This window comes from Acinetobacter lactucae, from assembly GCF_013122135.1.
GTDB classification, from domain to species: domain Bacteria; phylum Pseudomonadota; class Gammaproteobacteria; order Pseudomonadales; family Moraxellaceae; genus Acinetobacter; species Acinetobacter lactucae.
The window spans coordinates 689,760-709,572 of the sequence record NZ_CP053391.1 but is presented as its reverse complement, the minus strand read 5'-3'; the positions used below and the strand labels follow the sequence as shown (position 1 = coordinate 709,572).

The following is a 19,813-nucleotide window of genomic DNA, read 5'->3' as shown; positions in this document are numbered from 1 at the left end:
TACAAACAAATATTACAATTTTTTAAATTTTATGATTATATTGGTAATATAAAATATGGATACCAAAATCTGATTTGGGAGAATAAAAATGAATGCACAAGTGAGTGTGACCGATCTATTTAGCAGAGAAGAAATACAGGAGCTCACACAACCCTCAGATGCATATGGTGCTTGGGCTGTTGCAAGTACATGGGCTGTTATTGGCGGAACATTTGCCAGTTTAATCATGATGTGGGATTACTTACCTAGTTGGGGCAAATTACTTGCTTGTATGCTTGCCTTAGCAATATTGGCGGGTCGCCAGTTATGCCTAGCGATTTTGATGCATGATGCATCGCATAAAAGCTTGTTCAAAAATAAAAAAATAAATGACTTTGTCGGTGAGTGGCTATGCGCCCGTCCAATCTGGAATGATCTACAAAAATACCGCGTACATCATGTCCGCCATCATGCAAAAACATCTACTCCAGATGACCCAGACCTATCTTTAGTTTCTGGTTTTCCAGTAAGCAAAAAATCTCTTACTCGTAAATTCTTACGCGACTTAACGGGTATGACCGGATTAAAGTTTAGCTTTGGCCGAGTGTTAATGGATCTAGATCTAATGAAATGGACTGTTGCAAATGATCAAGTCTGGCTAGATCGAAGTAATAAAGACTTCGTTGACTACGCTAAAAGTCTTATAAAAAACAGTAGCGGAGCCATTGCAACCAATGTAGCTCTTTATGGTGTTCTAAAAGCTTTTGGTCAACAACGGTTTTATTGGTTATGGCCTTTAGCGTATTTAACACCCTTCCCATTATTTTTAAGAATTCGCTCAATGGCCGAACATGCAGGGATGCAAACGAGTAATACCGCTTTAACCAATACCCGTACAACACGTGCAGGTTGGATTGCTAGAAGCTTCGTGGCCCCTATTCATGTCAATTACCACATGGAACACCATTTAATGGCTTCGGTGCCCTACTTCAAATTACCACGCATGCATCGTTTGTTGAGAGATCGCGGCCATGTTCCAGCACCACCTAGCTATTTTGAAGTAATTGAATCACTCTCATCTAAGCCAGAAAAATCTATTTAAGGAATTCAATTGATAAATGAAAGGCCATGAATTTAAATTTATGGCCTTTTAACTTAAATCACCCATCTTATGTTTAGTTTGGAAATATTTAGGCGTAACACCCATCCACCGCTTAAATGCACGGGTAAAGTGGGAAGTCTCGGCATAACCCAGCATTAAAGCCACTTTTTCAATCGATATGTTATTTTGAGCTAAAAGTTTCTGGGCATGCTCTTTTTTGAGAGAGTCTACCAAGATTGTAAAACTAGTATGATCAAGGGCTAAATAGCGTTGTAAGGTTCGCTCTGACATATTCATGATTTGAGCCACTTGCCCAACTTTTAATGCGTCAATATTCCCATTTAAAAGCAATTTTTCGGCAACTTGTTTGACTCTCCCTTTCCAACCACTTTTTAAGTTTAACTTCTCTATATCCCGCTTACATTGCGCATTTAACAACGGCGCTAGCATTGGGTCTGCCGTTAATACTGGTTGTGCTAAATACTCTTTTGGAAATATCCAACAATTACGCTTTTGGTTAAATAAACAAGTCACAGCCAGTTGATGACTGATTTGGTCAAAACCTATCGGCTCTGGCATTTGTAATTCAACTTTTCCCAAATGAGAAAGCCCTGTTAATTTTTTCGCAATTTGAACAAAACCGACTAACAAAAAAATGTTGGCATTTGGGCTCAGCTGAAATGCATTGATGGGCTGATGAATTGACCAACATGCATCATTATTTTCTTGTTTTAATTCTGGTTTAAAAACCTTACAACGTGAACCAATGAATTGTTCAAGTATTTTCAACGCTTCTCCTAAATTTGGAGAAACTATGGCAGCCATTCCGACTGAACCATAACATGAAGCCGTCATGCTTAAAGCTAAATACCCAGCTAATGCTGGCTCTTTGCATAATTTGATCGCCCGTTCAATAAGCTGATTTAAGATGTTGAACTCAACATACCAATATGGCTTTTTTAATTGGTCTAAAGTTATTCCACTTCCATCTAAAAGCTGCTCACTAGAGACGCCCAACTGCTTAACAGTCTCGACAATTAAATTAATATAAGTTCCGGGTAATTCTGGATTCATGAGCAACCCATAAAGCAAAATAAAATGGCGCGAAATGGTAAAAACTGTCAGTTTATGAACTATGCCATGCTTTTAAATTGATGCATAGTTATTCAAAACAAAATCCGCTGAATTGCACTAGACAGCACAATTTCTGAAAAGAATACAGGTCGCCTTATGAACATTCTGATTGTCCATGCTCATCCAGAACCACAGTCTTTTACTACTGCTCTAAAAAGTACAGCCAAGCGAACCTTAGAAAAATTGGGGCACAGCGTAGAAATTTCAGATTTATATATGATGCAATTTAACCCTATTGCATCCAAAGAAGATTTTTTAGAGCTTAATCAGCCTGATTATTTTAACTATGCTCTAGAGCAAAGGAATGCCAGCAAAAATCAACTTCTAGCTCCAGATATTCAAGCAGAAATAGAAAAAGTAAAAAAAGCTGATTTAGTTATTTTAAATTTCCCGCTTTATTGGACATCTGTGCCAGCAATTTTAAAAGGCTGGATTGATCGTGTGTTTGTTTCAGGACTCTTTTACGGTGGCAAACGCTTTTATAACCATGGCGGCATGGCAGGTAAAAAAGCGATGTTGTGTTTAACACTCGGTGGTAGAACCCATATGTTTGGAGAAAACGCTATTCATGGCCCAATTGAAAATTATTTATCACCAATTCAGCGTGGTACATTGGCATATGCGGGTTTTGAGGTTTTACCACCATTTATTGCTTATCATGTACCATATATTAGCCAAGAAGCACGAGAAGTCCTTCTGGAAGATTATGGAACTTATCTCACTTATCTGGACCAGCTCGAGTCATTAAAATTTCCCAAACTTGAGCAATTTGATGAAAAACTATATCCATTTTAATGGTATGTTTTAGCTCTAAAAATTAAATAACTGAATCTAGATTATTATTTTCGGTTATTTTCTTACTTCTAACTTTAAAATATAGAGGCCAAATTTGCTCAAAAAATAGATCAAATGGTAAAAAAATTAAGGTAAACTTTTTTATAAAATTAAGAATATAAAACTGAATCAATAATATACAGATGTAGAGAAACTAGACTTATCAACTAAAAATGACGACCAATACTCATTTCATAATCACTTAATTCATATTTTTACAAAAAAATCTTTGACCATTTTTCTTGGATTTGTGACAAAAATGTCATAAAAACAAAGGCTACTACTAATAGATAAAAAATATAAATATCAATTAATTAAAATAAATTAACAATGAAAATATTCCTTCATTTTTCATCCATTATTGACACTATTTGTATAAAAAGTGAGTACTCTTCAGTTCATATAACAGATTTACTCTTATTGTAATTATGCTATTTTTGTTACATGGAGTTATCAAAGCTTCTATTAGTTGTAATTAGGAGCTTTGAAGGCAACACAGTTTAAACGGTTTAACTCTGTTACTTTTAAAAAAATGTCTTGAAGTTCAAGGAAAGATTAAAATGAAATTAAAACATCTGAGCACTGCAATGATTTTAGCAACGCTGCCTGCAACTGGGGTTTTTGCAGCAGCATTGGATCGCTCTGGACAATCTATCTCTGCATTTTTGCAGCCTGGTAACTACTTTGAAGCTGGTATTTCTGTTTTAGACCCAGATGTAGCAGGTAAAGAAGCTGGTACAATTAAAACGGGTCGTAATATTGGCGATATGGGAGACGATTACTATTTTCCAAGTGCAGCCTTAAAACTACAACTTACTGATAAATTTTCTTTTGGTTTACTTTACGATCAACCATTTGGAGCCGATGCACAATATTCTGGTAATAATGCCTTTGTAGCGAGCCCATCAGATCCAATTCTCGGTACTTTACCAATTACAACAGGCGCTTTAGGCGGAACTCAGGGCGCAACTTCAGTTGAAGTCGATAGTCAAAATATTTCGATGATTTTTGGTTTCCAACCTACTGAAAATTTTAATTTCTATGGTGGTGGCGTATATCAAACAATTAAAGGAAATGTTCATTTAAGAGGTTCTGCATATAGCTTGTATAATGGCTATGATGCTTCGATTCCTGAAGATGGAGCAGCTGGTTGGTTAGCAGGTGCCGCTTTCCAAATTCCAGAAATTGCACTTAAAGCTTCTATCACATATCGTTCAGAAATTGATCACAAAATTAATGCAGATGAAACAATTGCACTTGCAGATTCAATTACAGCGAATGCTGGAGCACTTGGATCAACTATTGGGCAATTAGTTGCAGCTGGTCAGTTAACTCCTGCACAAGCTGGAGCGATCCAACAAACAATTGGTAAAGCTATTGCTGCTAACCAATTAGAAGGAAGAACTACAATTACCACCCCTCAATCTGTAAACCTTGATTTCCAAACAGGTATCATGGCAAATACAGTTGCTTTCGCAAATGTACGTTGGGTGAACTGGAAGGATTTCGCGATTCGTCCATATAAATTTGGCAAGGTATCAGAAGCTGTAGGCCCAATAGCAACTCCTAGCCGCCCAAATGGTTTTAATCTAGTTGAATATTCTGATGATCAGTGGTCTGTTAATGCGGGTGTGGGCCGTAAACTGAACGATAAATGGGCAGGTAACGTTTCTGTAGGTTGGGATTCTGGTGCAGGTAACCCTGTAACAACCTTAGGCCCAACTGAAGGTTACTGGAACGTAGGCTTAGGTCTTCAATATAGCCCTACTCCACAAACGTTTATTGCTGGTGGTGTAAAATATTTCTGGTTGGGTGATGCTAAAGCACAAACTGGTGCGCAAGCTGGTAGCGATGACTATTATGTTGCAGAATTCTCTGACAACAATGCAATCGCTTATGGTTTAAAACTTGGTTATAAATTCTAAGTTTCAAAATTCATTCATAAAAAAGGCGCTTAAAGCGCCTTTTTTTATTCTTTATTCTTTATTCTTTATTCTTAAGCTGGGATTGTACGCTGTGAAACTGAACGGATTGCTTCTTTTAATGCATCATATCCGCGGATAGCTGGAAACTGTGGAAACTCAGCAATCACATTTTCTGGCGCATCAAACAAGAAACCATGGTCAGCTTCACCAAGCATCGTTGTATCATTATATGAATCACCAGCTGCGATTACACGGAAATTTAAGCCATGTAGCGCCTTAACCGACTCACGTTTTTGATCTGGTTGGCGTAATTTATAAGCTGTAATCATGCCTTCTTCATCTGTCTCTAACTTGTGACAGAAAATTGTTGGCCATCCTAATTGCTTCATTAAAGGATGTGCAAATTCATAGAAGGTATCTGACAAAATCACGAGTTGGAAATGTGTGCTCACCCATTCAACAAATTCTTTTGCGCCTGGTAATGGCCCCATCTCGGCAATGACTTCTTGAATATCATTTAAGCCTAAACCGTGTTGTTTTAAGATATTCAGACGTTGAGTCATTAAAACATCATAATCCGGAATATCACGAGTAGTTGCTTCGAGTTCTTTAATCCCTGTTTTTTTAGCGAAATTGATCCAGATTTCAGGAACTAAAACCCCTTCAAGATCTAGGCATACGATTTCCATGAATGCTTCCAACGTTGGTTAAAAATTGCTGTATCATACCATTAAGATTTTCAGTTTTGCGTTGTTATTGATCAAATCAATTTTATTCATAAGGATCGAAATTAAAGTGCTAAGCACTTTATCAACTATCCTTTAGAATATTTTTCATAACTCAATGCGCCCAAGCCTTTTGCCAGGAACACACATGACCGTTATTCCGACTATTGATATCGTAGATGCTCTTGCTGCTGAGTATGCAACCAAAAGCCCACGAGAAATTTTAGAACTTGCCTTAAGCCAACAAGGTGAAATCGCAATTTCTTTTTCGGGAGCAGAAGATGTTGTTTTAATTGATATTGCTTCACGTTTGGGTAAGCCGTTCCGTGTCTTTAGTCTCGACACTGGTCGCCTACATGCTGAAACGTATCAATTTATTGAAACTGTCCGTAAACACTACAATATCAATATCGAAATTTGTTTCCCTGAATCTGAAGCTGTCCAAAACATGGTCAATGAAAAAGGTTTATTCAGCTTTTTCACAGATGGGCATCAAGAATGTTGCGGTATTCGAAAAGTTCAGCCTTTACGTAAAAAACTTGCGACTTTAGATGGCTGGATTACAGGTCAACGTAAAGATCAAAGCCCTGGTACACGTACAGAAATTCCAGTAGTACAAGCTGACGCAGGTTTCTCTGGTCCAGGTAAGCAACTTATTAAATATAATCCTTTAGCGAACTGGACAAGTGCTGAAGTATGGAGTTATATCCGTATGATGGAGATTCCATATAACCCTCTTCACGAACGTGGCTTTGTTTCTATTGGCTGTGAACCATGTACTCGACCTGTATTACCAAACCAACATGAGCGTGAAGGTCGCTGGTGGTGGGAAGAAGCCACTCAAAAAGAATGTGGATTACATGCAGGTAATATGAAAAAGTAATTTTTTATCAAAAAACCACTGGTAAATCAGTGGTTTTTTTTGTGTCATGTTGCGTACACAAAGTCATATTTTCTCTACTCTAAACGCTATATACTTAATTTTACGGTTCTATAATTCTAACAAGAGCTCAGATAAGGGCTTCTTAGAAAAATGCATGAGGCACGATGATTTATGCGTCCATTACACCCAATTGATTTCATTTTTCTGTCACTCGAAAAAAGACAGCAACCCATGCATGTCGGTGGGTTATTTTTATTTGAAATTCCTGAAAATGCACCTGAAACCTTTGTACATGATTTAGTAGAAGATATTAGACGCTCAAAAAGTATTCCTATTCCTCCCTTCAATAACCGTTTAAATGGCTTATTTTGGGATGAAGATGAAGAATTCGATATCGATCATCACTTTCGCCATATTGCTTTGCCTCACCCGGGCCGTATTCGTGAATTATTGGTTTATATTTCACAGCAGCATAGCTCATTAATTGATCGTGCAAAGCCACTTTGGACTTGTGACATTATTGAAGGAATCGAAGGCAATCGTTTTGCCATGTATTTTAAAATACATCATGCAATGGTTGACGGTGTTGCTGGCATGCGTTTGATCGAGAAATCTCTATCAAAAACACCAGAAGAGAAACATGTTGTTCCTTTATGGTGTGTTGAGAGCAAAAGAGCGAAACGTCTAAAAGTACCAACTCCAAGTACAAGTAAAATTAAGAGTATTTTAGGCGGTATTAAGTCTCAACTCGACATCGCTCCAAAAGTCATGCATGAGCTATCTCAAACAATATTCAAGGAAATGGGTAAAAATCCTGATTATGTTTCTACTTTTCAGGCGCCAGTTTCTATTTTGAACCAAAGAGTCAGTGCTTCACGTCGTTTTGCAGCCCAATCATTTGAACTCAGCCGCCTCAGAAAAATTTCAAAAGCATTAGGCGTGACGATTAATGATGTTGTGCTGGCTGTATGTTCAGGCGCTTTACGTGAATATTTGATTAGTCAAAATAGCTTACCTAAAAAGCCACTTATTGCGATGGTTCCAGCTTCATTACGTACAGATGATTCTGACATGAGTAACCGAATTACCATGATTTTGGCAAATTTAGGGACGCATAAAGATCAACCGTTAGAGCGTCTAGAAATCATTCGCCGTAGCATGCAGAATTCAAAGCAACGCTTTAGCCGCATGACTGCGAATGAAATTTTAAACTATAGTGCGGTTGTTTATGGTCCGGCAGGATTAAACATCATGTCAGGAATGCTTCCTAAGCGTCAGGCGTTCAATTTAGTGATTTCCAATGTACCAGGACCACGTGAGCCGCTTTATTGGAATGGCGCGAAATTAGATGCACTCTACCCTGCTTCGATTGTCATGGATGGACAAGCTCTAAACATTACCATGACTAGTTATTTAGATAAGCTTGAAGTTGGCTTAACAGCTTGTCGAAATGCTTTGCCGAAAATGCAAAACCTTTTGACTCATTTAGAAGATGAGATTCAACGTTTTGAAGAAATTATTGCAGAGAAACAGCTGAAACATCATTCAGCAAGTTAGAAAAGAACTAAGGGGCTTTAAATTGGCCCCTTATTTTTTGATTGTGCGGCACTGGTTAAGCAACTGATGACATACTGAACGAATCATTGCAGTTGTGATCGGTACTTCTTTACCTTGGTCATTCAACATATAGCAGCTATTTACTGGCTTGCTTTCTAAAACATGTTTAAGACCGTTGCTAATTAAGTTTTCACTTACATTCATGGGTTATACCTCTTATTGTTTGCTAAGACGTTTAATAGGGAGAACGTCTACGGCTACTGTATGTAAGTAGTATTTAAAATTCATGAATGAAAGTAAAATTTCAGTTGTAACAAGGATTAAGCGATATCTTGTTACAACTTTAACTTAAAATGATATCGTATTGCTCTTGCGTATATAAATTTTCGACCTGAAATTTAATAACACGGTTAATAAAATGCTCTAAATCGGCTACTGCTGGTGCTTCTGCTGTTAATAATCGGTCAATCACAGAAGGATGGGCAACAACAGTAAAGCCACTCGTTGACTCGAATGCGCGGGTATAACGTAATATCTCACGAAATATTTCGTAACACACTGTCTCTGCCGTTTTGACAAAACCACGCCCTTGACATGTTGGACACGATTCACATAACAAGTGTTCTAATGATTCACGAGTTCGTTTACGCGTCATTTCGACCAGACCAAGTTCTGAGACTTGAGTAATTTTGGTCTTAGCGTGATCTCGCTCAAGCATTTTCTCAAACTGACGCATCACCTCTTCACGGTGAGTTGCTTCTTGCATGTCAATAAAATCAATAATGAGAATACCACCCAAATTACGCAGTCTAAGTTGACGTGCAATAACTTGAGTCGCTTCCATATTGGTTTTAAAAACCGTGTCTTCAAGACTACGACCACCGACATATGAACCCGTATTAACATCAATCGTTGTCATGGCTTCAGTCTGATCAATCATCAGATAGCCACCCGACTTCAAAGCTACGCGGGTTTGCAAGGCTTTTTGAATATCTTCTTCAACATTATAAAGATCAAAGAGTGGTCGCTCACCCGGATAATGGATAAGACGACTCTTCATATTCGGAACGAACTCTTCTACAAATTCAAGCAACTTGGCATGAATTTCTCGCGAATCGACATAAATCTTTGCCGTTTCTTCACTCGCCAAATCTCGAATAATACGTTGAGGTAATGGGAGCTCTTCAAAAATTAGAGAAGGAACAGCAACGTCAGTTTGTTTACGCTGAATGTATTCCCACAACTTACTCAGATAGCACATGTCCTGGGCAATTTCTGCCTCATCGACACCTTCAGCGGCTGTGCGGACAATCACGCTACCAGGTAAATTATGCTCAGTTTGAATACCTTCAATAATATTGCGCAGTCGCTCTCTCTCTTCTTCTGACTCAATACGCTGAGAAACACCAATGTGATTTCCATATGGCATTAAAACTAAATAGCGAGAAGGAATTGAAAGATCTGTACTTAGACGTGCGCCTTTTGTACCCAACATGTCTTTCATTACTTGGACAGTAAGGGTTTGCCCAGGATGTAATAGCTCAAAGACATTTGGTGTAGGCTGTGAACGAGGCCAAACCATATCATTGATATGTAAAAAGGCTGTTCGAGACAAACCAATATCCACAAAAGCAGCTTGCATGCCCGGAAGCACTCGTACTACTTTACCTTTGTAAATATTGCCGACTAGACCGCGCTTGACTGTACGTTCGACATACAGCTCATTAACAGTTCCATTTTCGATTAATGCCACCCGACACTCCATAGGCGTGACATTAATAAGTAGTTCTTCTGACATACATAAACTCAAAGCATTATAAAATTTTTATTAAAGAGTCAGAGAAGCTGTTAACTTTAACTTTGTCTAGTGTTCGTCGACAATGCTATTCACTTAAGAATGATAACAACCCCTTATGTCTTTACTCTTTTTAATAACTGTGCAAATTCGTATAAAGGAAGTCCTACCACATTACTATAACTTCCTTGAATTTGGGGAATATATTGCGAGGCAATTCCTTGAATTGCATATCCACCCGCTTTTCCAACAGGCTCACCCGTGGTCCAATAATCTTCCATATCTTGTGTAGTCAGGTGCTGAAACTCAACTTGTGTTTGCACTACCTGACTTAGCATTTCTTGTTGAGTCGCAACGCACAGTCCAGAAAACACATCATGCCAACGTCCAGATAATTGTTTCCAGATTTCAAAGGCATGATTTTTCGATTCAGGCTTACCAATAATTTGACCATCAAGTCCAAGACTTGTATCGGCAGCAATAACAATTGCTTCTGGAAAAAGCTTCAATACAGTTTGAGCTTTTTCTCTAGCCAATCGTTCAACATAATGATGAACCAGCTCATTTTCATGAACAGACTCATCAATTTCAGGACTATAGATTTCAAAATCTAAGCCTAGCTGTTGTAACAGCTCTTTCCGACGAGGAGAGCTAGATGCTAAAACTATATGCGCCATTTTGCCAAACAATAATAGACGACTGGCCACGTGATGATACTTGTCATCAAAGGTTGCCAATGTCTAGCAATCGAAAAATGAATTCCACCCATGGTCTGAGTTACCCACATAAATGCTAAATGGGCAATAATGACCAGCGTTGCTATCGTCCATAAATTAACAAAAGTTAAAATACGGCGTTCCCGAATTAAAAAACGGGTAAGAAAAGTCACAATTACAAAGCTTAAGGCATTGAGACCTAAAGGCGCGTCAAGCAATAAGTCTGTAAAAATCCCCATCCCGAATGCGAACCAAACCCCACACCATGTTGGCTGACATACTACCCAAAATAGCATAATCATCAACATGAACAGTGGTCGCCAGCCTGAAATATCATAGGATAGCGGGTAAACCATGAGTACAGAACCCACAATAACAGAGAGAATAATTCCCCATAATGGATCTTTACGCTTTTCTCGTTTCAGTTTAGCGATCGGCATAAGGTTGCTCCTTCGCTAAGGACTCAGAGAAAAGTACAACTACATGGTGCCCTGTGGCTAATTGCGCTGCTGGTGTAACATCAATTTCAGCAAACTCGCCTGAATTATGACGTCTTATTTTGGCAACTGTACCCACAGCGTAACCTGCTGGGAAATGTTCACCCAAGCCTGAGCTAAACACTTTATCACCCACCAGAATATTAGCGCTGGTCGGAACATATTCCATTTTTAAACGGCCTAAATCACCTGTACCAGAAACAATCGCTCGCATTCCTGTACGCTCAAGTCGTACCGACAGTGAATGCTCTTTATCTGATAACAACATTACACGTGAGCTATGAGGATATACATTAATGATCTGCCCCATAATCCCCTTATCATCCAAAACCGTTTGCCCGACCTTGATATGGTCCATAGAACCTCGGTTAATAATGATGATATGACGCAATGGGTCTGCATCTGTCCCAATCACTTCGGCAATTTCCATACGACCATCAATAATTAACGGTGTATCAAGAAGTCCTCGTAAACGGGTATTTTCAGCAGATAATTCAGAAAGCTTCTGTAAGCGGACTTGAGCTTGTAAAAGCTCAGCCTGCATCGCGGTATTTTCACGACGCAGTTGTGCTTCAGATTTTGTTTGTTGATTCAGCCATTCTCTCGACAGTACTGGATAACTGGCCAATGCATAAATTGGGTTATATGCAGCGTACAAGACATCCCTTGCTGGCTGAATTACATAAGGCATGCGCCAATCAAAGAACAGCACAACCAAGCATGTAATGACCGCAATAATGAACGAGCGGAAAGATGGCGGCTGTCTTGAAAAAATATTCGGTTGCACCGCCTAATCCTTAAACTTAACCGACGAAAAGCATGTCATGGTTCGGATTGTCGAAGAATTCCAATACTTTACCACCACCACGGGTTACACAAGTAAGAGGATCTTCAGCAACAACAACCGGTAAACCAGTTTCTTGAGCTAATAATTTATCAAGGTTACGAAGTAACGCACCACCACCTGTCAATACAATACCGCGCTCAGCAATATCAGAAGAAAGTTCAGGAGGAGTTTGCTCAAGTGCCGATTTAACAGCGCTTACAATACTTTGTAACGGATCAGAGATTGCTTGAGTAATTTCGTCAGAAGTTACAGTAATTGCACGAGGTACACCTTCTGCAAGGTTACGACCACGAACTTCGATTTCTAATGTCGTACCATCAGAAACAGCCATACCGACTTCTTTTTTAATAATCTCAGCAGTGGTTTCACCAATTACACAACCGTGAGCTTTACGTACATAATTGATGATTTGCTCATCAAAAACATCGCCGCCGATGCGTAAAGAGTCAGCATAAACACAACCTTGCAATGAAATAATTGCAATTTCAGTTGTACCGCCACCAACATCCACAACCATAGAACCACATGCTTGCTCAACTGGCATACCTGCGCCAATTGCAGCCGCCATAGGCTCTTCAATCAAACGAACATCACGGGCACCAGCATTAAATACTGCTTCGCGAATCGCACGACGCTCGACCAAAGTTGATTTACATGGTACACATACAACTACACGAGGTGCTGGTGGGAACAAACGTTTTTCGTGAACTTTACCAATAAACTGATTCAACATGGTTTCAGTCACTTCAAAATCCGCAATTACACCGTCTTTCATTGGACGAATTGCAGAAATATTCGCAGGCGTACGGCCCAGCATTTGCTTAGCATCTAGACCTACAGCAGCAACAATTTTTTGTGAACCACTGTGACGAATTGCCACAACTGTTGGTTCATTTAATATAATGCCGCGGCCTGGTGCATAAATAAGTGTATTTGCTGTACCTAAATCAATGGCTAGATCCGGCGAAAACAAGCCAATTAGTCGTTTTAGAATCACGGTTCGTTCTCAGTTAAACTTTCATGTGGATGCAAGGTGGCAACTTTAAACTAAATGTGATGATTTGAACAAGTCAATCGCTTATTATAACGCACGATATTTTGAAAATTTTTAATACTGATTAGGTGATGTTATGTCTACATCGGATGCACAGCATTCAGCAGATTTAAATGCACAAACAGTTTCAGCAATCGCCAATCTTGCTCGATTGTCGCTCAATGATACGCAATCTGCTGAATATGCTCAAAGTCTAAATAAAATTTTAGGCATGATGGAAACCTTAAAAGGCATTGATACGGAAGGCGTAGAACCTTTGAAAAGTCCTTTTGACAATCCTCAACCTTTACGTGCTGATGTGGTAACGGAAAGCAATCATCGAGATGAATACCAAGCAGTTGCACCTGCAACTCAAGATGGTTTGTATCTTGTTCCTCGCGTGATTGAATAACTTTTACTCAATTAACCCATCTTCCCTATTTTGAATGTAAAGAAATTTTACTCATGACTGATTTACATCGCTTATCAATTCGTGAACTTGCTGAGGGCTTAAGCCAAGCGAAGTTTTCATCTCGCGAACTGACTGAACACTATTTAAAACGTATTGCTAAAATTGACCCACTGGTAAAAAGCTATGTGACGGTTACACCTGAACAGGCGCTCGCGGAAGCAGACGCTGCCGATGCTGCTTTAAAAGCAGGTAATGCAACTGCTCTAACGGGTATTCCTCTGGCACACAAAGATATCTTTTGTACCAAAGGCATTAAAACGACTGCTGGTTCAAAAATACTAGACAACTTCATTTCTCCTTACGATGCAACTGTTGTTGAAAAAACTAAAGCAGCTGGTCTTGTCACTTTAGGTAAAGTGAACATGGATGAGTTTGCGATGGGCTCAACATCTGAAAGCTCATATGTTGGCGCAACAAGTAACCCATGGGCACTTGACCATGTTCCGGGTGGTTCATCAGGTGGTTCTGCTGCGGCTGTAGCGGCTGATTTAGCACCATTTGCTACAGGTACTGATACAGGTGGTTCAATTCGCCAACCAGCTTCTTTCTGTGGTTTAACAGGCCTAAAACCAACCTACGGTCGTGTATCTCGTTTCGGTATCATTGCTTATGCATCATCTTTAGACCAAGCGGGTCCAATGGCACGTTCTGCTGAAGACTGTGCTTACCTCATGAATGTAATTGCAGGTCACGATGCTAAAGACTCAACCTCTGTTAAAAAAGAAGTTGATGACTATGTTGCAAACTTAAATGGCACATCTGTAAAAGGTTTACGCATTGGTATTCCTAAACAATACTTTAACGTTGCAGGTTTAGATGCAGACGTTAAAGCACGTGTTGAAGAGTCTTTGAAAAAGCTTGAAGAAATGGGTGCGACTCTAGTTGAGATTGACCTCAACATGACCGAAGCTTATGTACCAACCTATTACCTCATCGCGCCAGCAGAAGCATCATCTAACTTGTCTCGCTACGATGGCGTTCGTTACGGCTACCGCTGTGAAAATCCAACTGACTTGATGGATCTTTACAAACGTTCTCGCTCGGAAGGTTTTGGTCCAGAAGTTCAGCGCCGTATCCTTATTGGTACATACGCGCTTTCTGCGGGTTATTACGATGCCTACTATGTAAAAGCTCAAAAAGTACGTCGTCTAATTCAACAAGACTTCTTAAAAGCATTTGAAAGTGTAGATGTAATCGCTGCTCCTGCTGCTCCAACAACTGCATATAAAATTGGTGCAAACTTAAGTCCAACTGAAATGTATTTAGGCGATATCTATACACTTGCAGTGAACTTAGCAGGCTTACCAGCCATTAATGCTCCTGTTGGTTTTGATAAAGACAGCTTGCCTGTAGGCTTACAGTTGATTGGTAACTATTGGTCAGAATCACAATTATTGTCGATTGTTCATCAATACCAACAAAACACCGATTTCCATACTCAACGTGCGGCAATTGCTGAGGAGAATGCATAATGGCTGAAGCTCAAAAGTTGAAATTGATTGACGGTTGGGAAGTCGTTATTGGTATCGAGATTCACACTCAGCTTGCAACCAATTCTAAAATTTTCTCTGGTTCATCGACTGAATTTGGTCAAGACCCAAATACACAAGCGAGCCTTGTCGACTTGGCTATGCCGGGTGTACTCCCTGTTTTGAATGAAAAAGTGGTTGATCTTGCAATTCGTTTTGGTCTTGGAATTGATGCTTACATCGACCAAGCATCTGTGTTTGCACGTAAAAACTACTTCTACCCTGACTCACCAAAAGGCTATCAAATTAGCCAAATGGACAACCCGATTGTGGGCTTGGGTCATATTGATATCCAACTTGAAGATGGCACGACTAAACGCATTGGTGTAACTCGTGCTCACCTTGAAGAAGATGCTGGTAAATCTGTTCATGACCAATTTGAAGGTATGTCTGGCATTGACTTAAACCGTGCTGGTACACCTTTGCTTGAAATCGTTTCTGAACCTGACATGCGTTCGGTTGAAGAAGCTGTTGCTTACATTAAAGCGATTCATACACTGGTACGCTGGTTAGGTATTTCTGACGGTAACATGGCTGAAGGTTCATTCCGTGCCGACTGTAACGTGTCTTTACGCCGTCCGGGCCAACCATTTGGTACACGCTGTGAGCTTAAAAACCTCAACTCATTCCGTTTCATTGAGCAAGCGATCAATGTTGAAATTGAACGCCAAATGGAAATTTTGGAATACGGTGGAAGTATCGACCAAGAAACTCGTTTGTTCGATCCAAACAAAATGGAAACGCGCTCTATGCGTTCTAAAGAAGAAGCGAATGACTACCGCTACTTCCCAGATCCAGACTTGTTACCAGTGATTATTGCAGATGAGCAAATCGAAGCTGCTCGCGCTGCACTTCCAGAGTTACCTGCTGCTCGCCGTGCACGTTTTATTGCAGACTTTGGTGTAACTGAATACGATGCTCATGTACTTACGCTTTCACGCGAAATGGCTGACTTCTATGAAGCTGTTGTTGCCGCTGCTGGCGGTGCGAAGCAAGGTAAAGTGTCTGCAAACTGGGTAATGGGCGAATTCTCAGGTGCTTTAAACAAAGCAGGCCTAGATTTGGCTGACTCACCTGTTTCTGCGGAACAGCTTGGCGGCATGATTGCACGTATTGTTGATAACACCATTAGCGGTAAGATTGCTAAACAAGTCTTTGGCTTTATGTGGGAATCGGAAGGTAAATCTGCCGATGACATTATTGCGGAAAAAGGCTTAAAGCAAGAAACTGACACAGGTGCAATTGAAGCGATCATCAAAGAAGTACTTGCAGCCAATGAAAAAATGGTTGAAGAGTACAAGTCTGGTAAAGAAAAAGCTTTTAACGGTCTTGTTGGTCAAGTCATGAAAGCGTCTAAGGGTAAAGCTAACCCTGCTCAAGTCAATGAATTAATGAAAAAATTGATTGGTTAATTTTCTTAACCTGCTCAATAAAAAGCCTCGATTTATCGGGGCTTTTTTATATCATTTATGAAATATTCTTCGACTAAAGAATGCGCTTTTTTCTGAAAAATGACATAACGACTATGCTAATTTAAATTAAGAATTTAGATAACTTAAATTTTAAAAAGAGAGATAAAACATGACTAAAAAGATTTTAATGTTAGTCGGCGACTATGCTGAAGATTATGAAACCATGGTCCCTTTCCAGTTTTTAACTGGTTTAGGTTATACCATGCATGCTGTTTGCCCAAATAAAAAAAACGGCGACCATATTGCTACTGCTATTCATGACTTTGAAGGTGACCAAACCTATAGTGAGAAACGAGGTCACAACTTTGCCATTAACTATGATTTTGATGCTGTTAATACTGAAGACTATGTAGGTCTAGTTATTCCAGGTGGTCGTGCACCAGAGTATTTACGTATGAATGAACGTGTTATCGAAATTGTACGTGAATTCGATAGAGTAAAAAAACCAATTGCAGCTGTATGCCACGGTGCTCAGTTACTCGCTGCAGCAGACGTACTAAAAGACCGATTGTGTTCGGCTTATCCAGCATGTGCTGCCGAAGTAAAATTTGCTGGTGGACAATACGCAGATATTGCCGTGACTGAAGCCGTTACAGATGGACATTTGGTGACTGCCCCTGCTTGGCCTGCACATCCGGCTTGGTTAGCACAGTTTGTGAAAGTTTTAGGGGCTACGATTACGATCTAAAGAGATTTTTTTATCCCAAATACAATAAAGCCTGCTCTTAGAGAGCAGGCTTTATTACTAAAATAGAAAACTAGATTTTTATCTTGTGATTCCTAATTTATTCCAAATTTCGGGTGTTAAAAACGTTGTTACCAATTTATTTAAGTCAATATAACGCAACGTGCCCTGCAACTGCTGTTTAACTGCGGGGTCTTTAACAATATCTTCACCAGCACTTTGACCTAACTGCTGGAAAGCCTCCCCAACTGCCTTCACACCTTCAGCTTGAATCACAGCTTTAGTTTGGGTAGAACATTCCTCCACAATCACACGTTGTAAAACCTGTGCTAGTTTTTGATCTAACTGATCCTTTTGCTCAGGTGTTACATTACTAAATGCTTTTAAATCGGGATGGGCAGCTAAAGCCGTAAATGTCCATTGGAGCACCGTGGTTTTATCCGAAGCAGTCGTTGCTTTAACTAAACAATCACTGAGCTGATCAACTGTTGGACCAGCCATTGTAATTTGTGTTGCACCCAGTACAGCCGCCGCCACACATATTGAACGACTCAGGTGTGAAAACTTACGGCGAGCAATAGTGTAAAAATGACGTGACATAGGTCTAGCTCCAATAAACAATCTGTTCTTTTTATCACAGAGTCACTAAAGTTACCTGTTATGACTCTGTAACTGCAAAATACTTATTTCACCACAGACTCTATTTGATCAAGCTCCCACACCCCACCTGCTGCCAAGCCTTTGCACATACCTGTCCACATATCTTTAGTGTGTACAAAACTCTTGCCATCCCATACCCATTCTTCACTTGCCCAGCAATCCCCAATGCCTCGTCCTTTTTGAGCACTACTAATAATACCGCTATCAAAATCTGAAGCGGACTCAGTCACAAATGTTGCCTTACCATTTAAAGATTCATCAAGTACCCAAGCACCATATCCTTCGTTATAAGCCCCTCTCCAGCACAACGTAGTCGCCAGAACTTTCATATTGGTTAGTTTATATAGCTCAATTTTCTGTGGTTCAACTCCATCGCTATTACCGCCATAAATGCCTTCACAAAAGTCTTCTTTAGGATTTGGATTAGCTGCCATTAAGCTACGGTGTATTGCTTGGTACTGTTTATTTTTAGGTTGTAAAGTTAAATAAGGTTTGTTTGAAGTCTTAATGCGTTTAACAAGTAGTTTTGGCTCAGGCATAAGCACTTTGGTTTCATTGGCGCTGCCCTTTTTAACCAAAGCACCAACAGTTCCTATACGCTTCTGAAAATCATCCATTTTTAATAACACAGCAGTCATTCCAGCATCAGAAATTTTCCATTCATGCTGCGTATTTTTAAATATAATTTCGGTCTTCTGTTTGGATTGCTGTAGTACAGCATTGACTTGCGAGCTGTTCAGTTTACCCATAAGTGGTAACTCAGCACTATCTACAGTCACCGCTCCTAAGTCTTTGCCATTTATATAAAAATGAATATTTTTAAGTTGGTTTGCTGGCATGCTTTGTTCATAGTCTGACAAAGCAAATTCAATTTGCACAGGTTGTCTTGGACCTGCTTTACGTGTTAATAAAATTGAAGCTGGATTATCACCATTTTCCTCGTTTTGATATCCTGCAGCCTTACATGTTCCCGTATTGCTGCAAGAAACCTCCCACTCTTGGTGTGAAAATGAAATACCTTTGATTTCTTGAGAAAAACTATAAGAACTCATTACCGCTAAACAGCAGATTGAAAGCATATTTTTCATTATTTCATATCTCTATAAGACTGTTTTTCTTATTAGGTTAAAAACAGTTTAAAATTTTGAATTACCGTCTAGTTTAAAAGAATATGCTAGATTTATATAAAATTTAAATTGATTACTTACTAAAAATGAAAAAACTGAATTTTTTATTATTTACTGCATTTACCAGTCTAACTTCATCTACTTATGCAGAAGTAAAAAGCTTTACACCTCATTTCCCCAAATTTTATAGCTCTGCTGCAAACCGTAAAGCAGACAATCAATTCTATGCTCTAGGAGAGGCAAAATTTTTAAATGGCGTTACAGTTCCATTTTATGGCGTTACTGCGCAAAGCCCAACAGAAAATGGTTTACTTAAAGATTTTGAAACCTGTACACCTAAAAACTGCCGTTTTAATTTCAAACTCGAGGCTCAACATGCCAAACAATTAAAACTTCTTGCATTACCTGAAACAGGTTTAGTGCTCGTTCCTCGAAGTTGGCAAGATGTGCAAGCAAATGCAGGTGCGAATGGTAGTGGTTTTGCTTTAGCAATGAGTCCAGATCAAAAACAAGCAATAAAACTTTATGACTCTTCATTTTGCGTTGGGTGTGGCTTACCGAATGCAGCGCTTTACTTTCCCGATCTGTTAAAAGAAAGTCTTGAGAATGAGTTTGGTGGTTATAAGGATTCTAAAAAATTGATCAATATTGTTCATCCTTCTAAGAAAGTGGCTTTTTTTAGTTATCAAATTCCACAAGTGAACAATAAAACCCATGGTATTGCCAAATATTATGATGAAGATACTTTTAACTATAAAGAGATTCAAGTCACTTTAGATAAATCGCAGCAGTCTCTAGTAGGTCCTATTCTCAATTTTTATAATGCAACACATTAACCAAA

The 19,813-nt window shown here is 39.3% G+C and carries 20 protein-coding genes; 10 read left to right on the top strand and 10 right to left on the bottom strand.

What is annotated here, in order from left to right; genetic code table 11:
• The first annotated feature begins 88 nt into the window (after positions 1 to 88).
• The gene (locus HLV59_RS03470; RefSeq protein WP_081172846.1) at positions 89 to 1,081 is read left to right on the top strand and encodes a fatty acid desaturase family protein; all 993 of its coding nucleotides are present in this window, start codon (positions 89 to 91) and stop codon (positions 1,079 to 1,081) included.
• 48 nt (positions 1,082 to 1,129) lie between these two features.
• On the opposite strand, the gene HLV59_RS03465 is transcribed toward HLV59_RS03470, so the two are convergent.
• The gene (locus HLV59_RS03465; protein WP_171429344.1) at positions 1,130 to 2,155 is read right to left on the bottom strand and encodes an AraC family transcriptional regulator; all 1,026 of its coding nucleotides are present in this window, start codon (positions 2,153 to 2,155) and stop codon (positions 1,130 to 1,132) included.
• A gap of 156 nt (positions 2,156 to 2,311) precedes the next feature.
• Here HLV59_RS03465 and HLV59_RS03460 point away from each other — a divergent pair, with 156 nt between their 5' ends.
• Positions 2,312 to 3,010, top strand: coding sequence for an NAD(P)H-dependent oxidoreductase (locus HLV59_RS03460; protein ID WP_081172842.1), 699 nt, complete (start codon positions 2,312 to 2,314; stop codon positions 3,008 to 3,010).
• Between the two features lie 599 nt (positions 3,011 to 3,609).
• Positions 3,610 to 4,974: an outer membrane protein transport protein gene (locus HLV59_RS03455; protein WP_061874866.1), complete on the top strand. Its 1,365-nt coding sequence runs from the start codon at positions 3,610 to 3,612 to the stop codon at positions 4,972 to 4,974.
• 71 nt (positions 4,975 to 5,045) lie between these two features.
• Here the strand turns inward: HLV59_RS03455 and thrH are convergent, their stop codons facing one another.
• Entirely contained in the window at positions 5,046 to 5,663 is a 618-nt protein-coding gene (gene thrH / locus HLV59_RS03450; RefSeq protein ID WP_016143158.1) for a bifunctional phosphoserine phosphatase/homoserine phosphotransferase ThrH, read from the bottom strand.
• Between the two features lie 184 nt (positions 5,664 to 5,847).
• Between thrH and HLV59_RS03445 the strand changes: the two genes are divergently transcribed.
• The gene (locus tag HLV59_RS03445; RefSeq protein ID WP_005064416.1) at positions 5,848 to 6,582 is read left to right on the top strand and encodes a phosphoadenylyl-sulfate reductase; all 735 of its coding nucleotides are present in this window, start codon (positions 5,848 to 5,850) and stop codon (positions 6,580 to 6,582) included.
• Positions 6,583 to 6,753: 171 nt separating this feature from the next.
• The gene (locus HLV59_RS03440) at positions 6,754 to 8,139 is read left to right on the top strand and encodes a WS/DGAT/MGAT family O-acyltransferase (RefSeq protein WP_016143371.1); all 1,386 of its coding nucleotides are present in this window, start codon (positions 6,754 to 6,756) and stop codon (positions 8,137 to 8,139) included.
• A 30-nt stretch (positions 8,140 to 8,169) separates the two neighbouring features.
• Here the strand turns inward: HLV59_RS03440 and HLV59_RS03435 are convergent, their stop codons facing one another.
• The 6 genes from HLV59_RS03435 to HLV59_RS03410 all read right to left on the bottom strand — a co-directional run bounded on the left by HLV59_RS03435 (position 8,170) and on the right by HLV59_RS03410 (position 12,991).
• Positions 8,170 to 8,343 (bottom strand): PA1571 family protein, encoded by a 174-nt coding sequence (locus HLV59_RS03435; RefSeq protein ID WP_125738708.1) that lies wholly within the window; start codon positions 8,341 to 8,343, stop codon positions 8,170 to 8,172.
• A gap of 139 nt (positions 8,344 to 8,482) precedes the next feature.
• Positions 8,483 to 9,937: a ribonuclease G gene (rng, locus tag HLV59_RS03430; protein ID WP_016143372.1), complete on the bottom strand. Its 1,455-nt coding sequence runs from the start codon at positions 9,935 to 9,937 to the stop codon at positions 8,483 to 8,485.
• A 113-nt stretch (positions 9,938 to 10,050) separates the two neighbouring features.
• Positions 10,051 to 10,611 carry a Maf-like protein gene (locus HLV59_RS03425; protein WP_171430573.1) on the bottom strand — a complete coding sequence of 187 codons (561 nt, stop codon included), beginning with the start codon at positions 10,609 to 10,611 and terminating at the stop codon, positions 10,051 to 10,053.
• Entirely contained in the window at positions 10,599 to 11,090 is a 492-nt protein-coding gene (gene mreD, locus HLV59_RS03420; protein ID WP_002116279.1) for a rod shape-determining protein MreD, read from the bottom strand. Before mreD ends, HLV59_RS03425 begins: the two co-directional genes overlap by 13 nt.
• On the bottom strand, positions 11,077 to 11,934 hold the full coding sequence (gene mreC, locus HLV59_RS03415; RefSeq protein WP_016143153.1) for a rod shape-determining protein MreC: 858 nt from the start codon (positions 11,932 to 11,934) through the stop codon (positions 11,077 to 11,079). Before mreC ends, mreD begins: the two co-directional genes overlap by 14 nt.
• A gap of 16 nt (positions 11,935 to 11,950) precedes the next feature.
• Positions 11,951 to 12,991: a rod shape-determining protein gene (locus HLV59_RS03410; protein ID WP_000601379.1), complete on the bottom strand. Its 1,041-nt coding sequence runs from the start codon at positions 12,989 to 12,991 to the stop codon at positions 11,951 to 11,953.
• Between the two features lie 133 nt (positions 12,992 to 13,124).
• Between HLV59_RS03410 and gatC the strand changes: the two genes are divergently transcribed.
• The 4 genes from gatC to HLV59_RS03390 all read left to right on the top strand — a co-directional run bounded on the left by gatC (position 13,125) and on the right by HLV59_RS03390 (position 17,188).
• The gene (gatC, locus tag HLV59_RS03405) at positions 13,125 to 13,439 is read left to right on the top strand and encodes an Asp-tRNA(Asn)/Glu-tRNA(Gln) amidotransferase subunit GatC (protein ID WP_000107699.1); all 315 of its coding nucleotides are present in this window, start codon (positions 13,125 to 13,127) and stop codon (positions 13,437 to 13,439) included.
• 53 nt (positions 13,440 to 13,492) lie between these two features.
• Entirely contained in the window at positions 13,493 to 14,971 is a 1,479-nt protein-coding gene (gene gatA, locus HLV59_RS03400) for an Asp-tRNA(Asn)/Glu-tRNA(Gln) amidotransferase subunit GatA (protein ID WP_171429343.1), read from the top strand.
• The gene (gatB, locus tag HLV59_RS03395) at positions 14,971 to 16,440 is read left to right on the top strand and encodes an Asp-tRNA(Asn)/Glu-tRNA(Gln) amidotransferase subunit GatB (RefSeq protein ID WP_000796643.1); all 1,470 of its coding nucleotides are present in this window, start codon (positions 14,971 to 14,973) and stop codon (positions 16,438 to 16,440) included. Before gatA ends, gatB begins: the two co-directional genes overlap by 1 nt.
• Positions 16,441 to 16,609: 169 nt before the next feature.
• Entirely contained in the window at positions 16,610 to 17,188 is a 579-nt protein-coding gene (locus tag HLV59_RS03390) for a DJ-1/PfpI family protein (RefSeq protein WP_171429342.1), read from the top strand.
• A 78-nt stretch (positions 17,189 to 17,266) separates the two neighbouring features.
• On the opposite strand, the gene HLV59_RS03385 is transcribed toward HLV59_RS03390, so the two are convergent.
• Positions 17,267 to 17,785: a hypothetical protein gene (locus tag HLV59_RS03385; protein ID WP_171429341.1), complete on the bottom strand. Its 519-nt coding sequence runs from the start codon at positions 17,783 to 17,785 to the stop codon at positions 17,267 to 17,269.
• An 83-nt stretch (positions 17,786 to 17,868) separates the two neighbouring features.
• Positions 17,869 to 18,933: a DUF1176 domain-containing protein gene (locus tag HLV59_RS03380; RefSeq protein WP_171429340.1), complete on the bottom strand. Its 1,065-nt coding sequence runs from the start codon at positions 18,931 to 18,933 to the stop codon at positions 17,869 to 17,871.
• 125 nt (positions 18,934 to 19,058) lie between these two features.
• Here HLV59_RS03380 and HLV59_RS03375 point away from each other — a divergent pair, with 125 nt between their 5' ends.
• Complete coding sequence (locus tag HLV59_RS03375; RefSeq protein ID WP_171429339.1) at positions 19,059 to 19,808, top strand: DUF4850 domain-containing protein; 750 nt, start codon at positions 19,059 to 19,061, stop codon at positions 19,806 to 19,808.
• The last annotated feature ends 5 nt before the right edge of the window (positions 19,809 to 19,813 follow it).

Bases quoted from the DNA above. Each gene is read 5' to 3' on its own strand.
- HLV59_RS03445 (WP_005064416.1), top strand. From the start codon at position 5,848: ATGACCGTTATTCCGACTATTGATATCGTAGATGCTCTTGCTGCTGAG.
- gatA (WP_171429343.1), top strand. From the start codon at position 13,493: ATGACTGATTTACATCGCTTATCAATTCGTGAACTTGCTGAGGGCTTA.
- HLV59_RS03440 (WP_016143371.1), top strand. From the start codon at position 6,754: ATGCGTCCATTACACCCAATTGATTTCATTTTTCTGTCACTCGAAAAA.
- HLV59_RS03375 (WP_171429339.1), top strand. From the start codon at position 19,059: ATGAAAAAACTGAATTTTTTATTATTTACTGCATTTACCAGTCTAACT.
- HLV59_RS03465 (WP_171429344.1), bottom strand. From the start codon at position 2,155: ATGAATCCAGAATTACCCGGAACTTATATTAATTTAATTGTCGAGACT.
- HLV59_RS03460 (WP_081172842.1), top strand. From the start codon at position 2,312: ATGAACATTCTGATTGTCCATGCTCATCCAGAACCACAGTCTTTTACT.
- HLV59_RS03470 (WP_081172846.1), top strand. From the start codon at position 89: ATGAATGCACAAGTGAGTGTGACCGATCTATTTAGCAGAGAAGAAATA.
- HLV59_RS03425 (WP_171430573.1), bottom strand. From the start codon at position 10,611: ATGGCGCATATAGTTTTAGCATCTAGCTCTCCTCGTCGGAAAGAGCTG.
- rng (WP_016143372.1), bottom strand. From the start codon at position 9,937: ATGTCAGAAGAACTACTTATTAATGTCACGCCTATGGAGTGTCGGGTG.
- HLV59_RS03380 (WP_171429340.1), bottom strand. From the start codon at position 18,933: ATGAAAAATATGCTTTCAATCTGCTGTTTAGCGGTAATGAGTTCTTAT.
- HLV59_RS03435 (WP_125738708.1), bottom strand. From the start codon at position 8,343: ATGAATGTAAGTGAAAACTTAATTAGCAACGGTCTTAAACATGTTTTA.
- mreD (WP_002116279.1), bottom strand. From the start codon at position 11,090: ATGCCGATCGCTAAACTGAAACGAGAAAAGCGTAAAGATCCATTATGG.
- thrH (WP_016143158.1), bottom strand. From the start codon at position 5,663: ATGGAAATCGTATGCCTAGATCTTGAAGGGGTTTTAGTTCCTGAAATC.
- HLV59_RS03390 (WP_171429342.1), top strand. From the start codon at position 16,610: ATGACTAAAAAGATTTTAATGTTAGTCGGCGACTATGCTGAAGATTAT.
- gatC (WP_000107699.1), top strand. From the start codon at position 13,125: ATGTCTACATCGGATGCACAGCATTCAGCAGATTTAAATGCACAAACA.
- HLV59_RS03455 (WP_061874866.1), top strand. From the start codon at position 3,610: ATGAAATTAAAACATCTGAGCACTGCAATGATTTTAGCAACGCTGCCT.
- gatB (WP_000796643.1), top strand. From the start codon at position 14,971: ATGGCTGAAGCTCAAAAGTTGAAATTGATTGACGGTTGGGAAGTCGTT.
- HLV59_RS03385 (WP_171429341.1), bottom strand. From the start codon at position 17,785: ATGTCACGTCATTTTTACACTATTGCTCGCCGTAAGTTTTCACACCTG.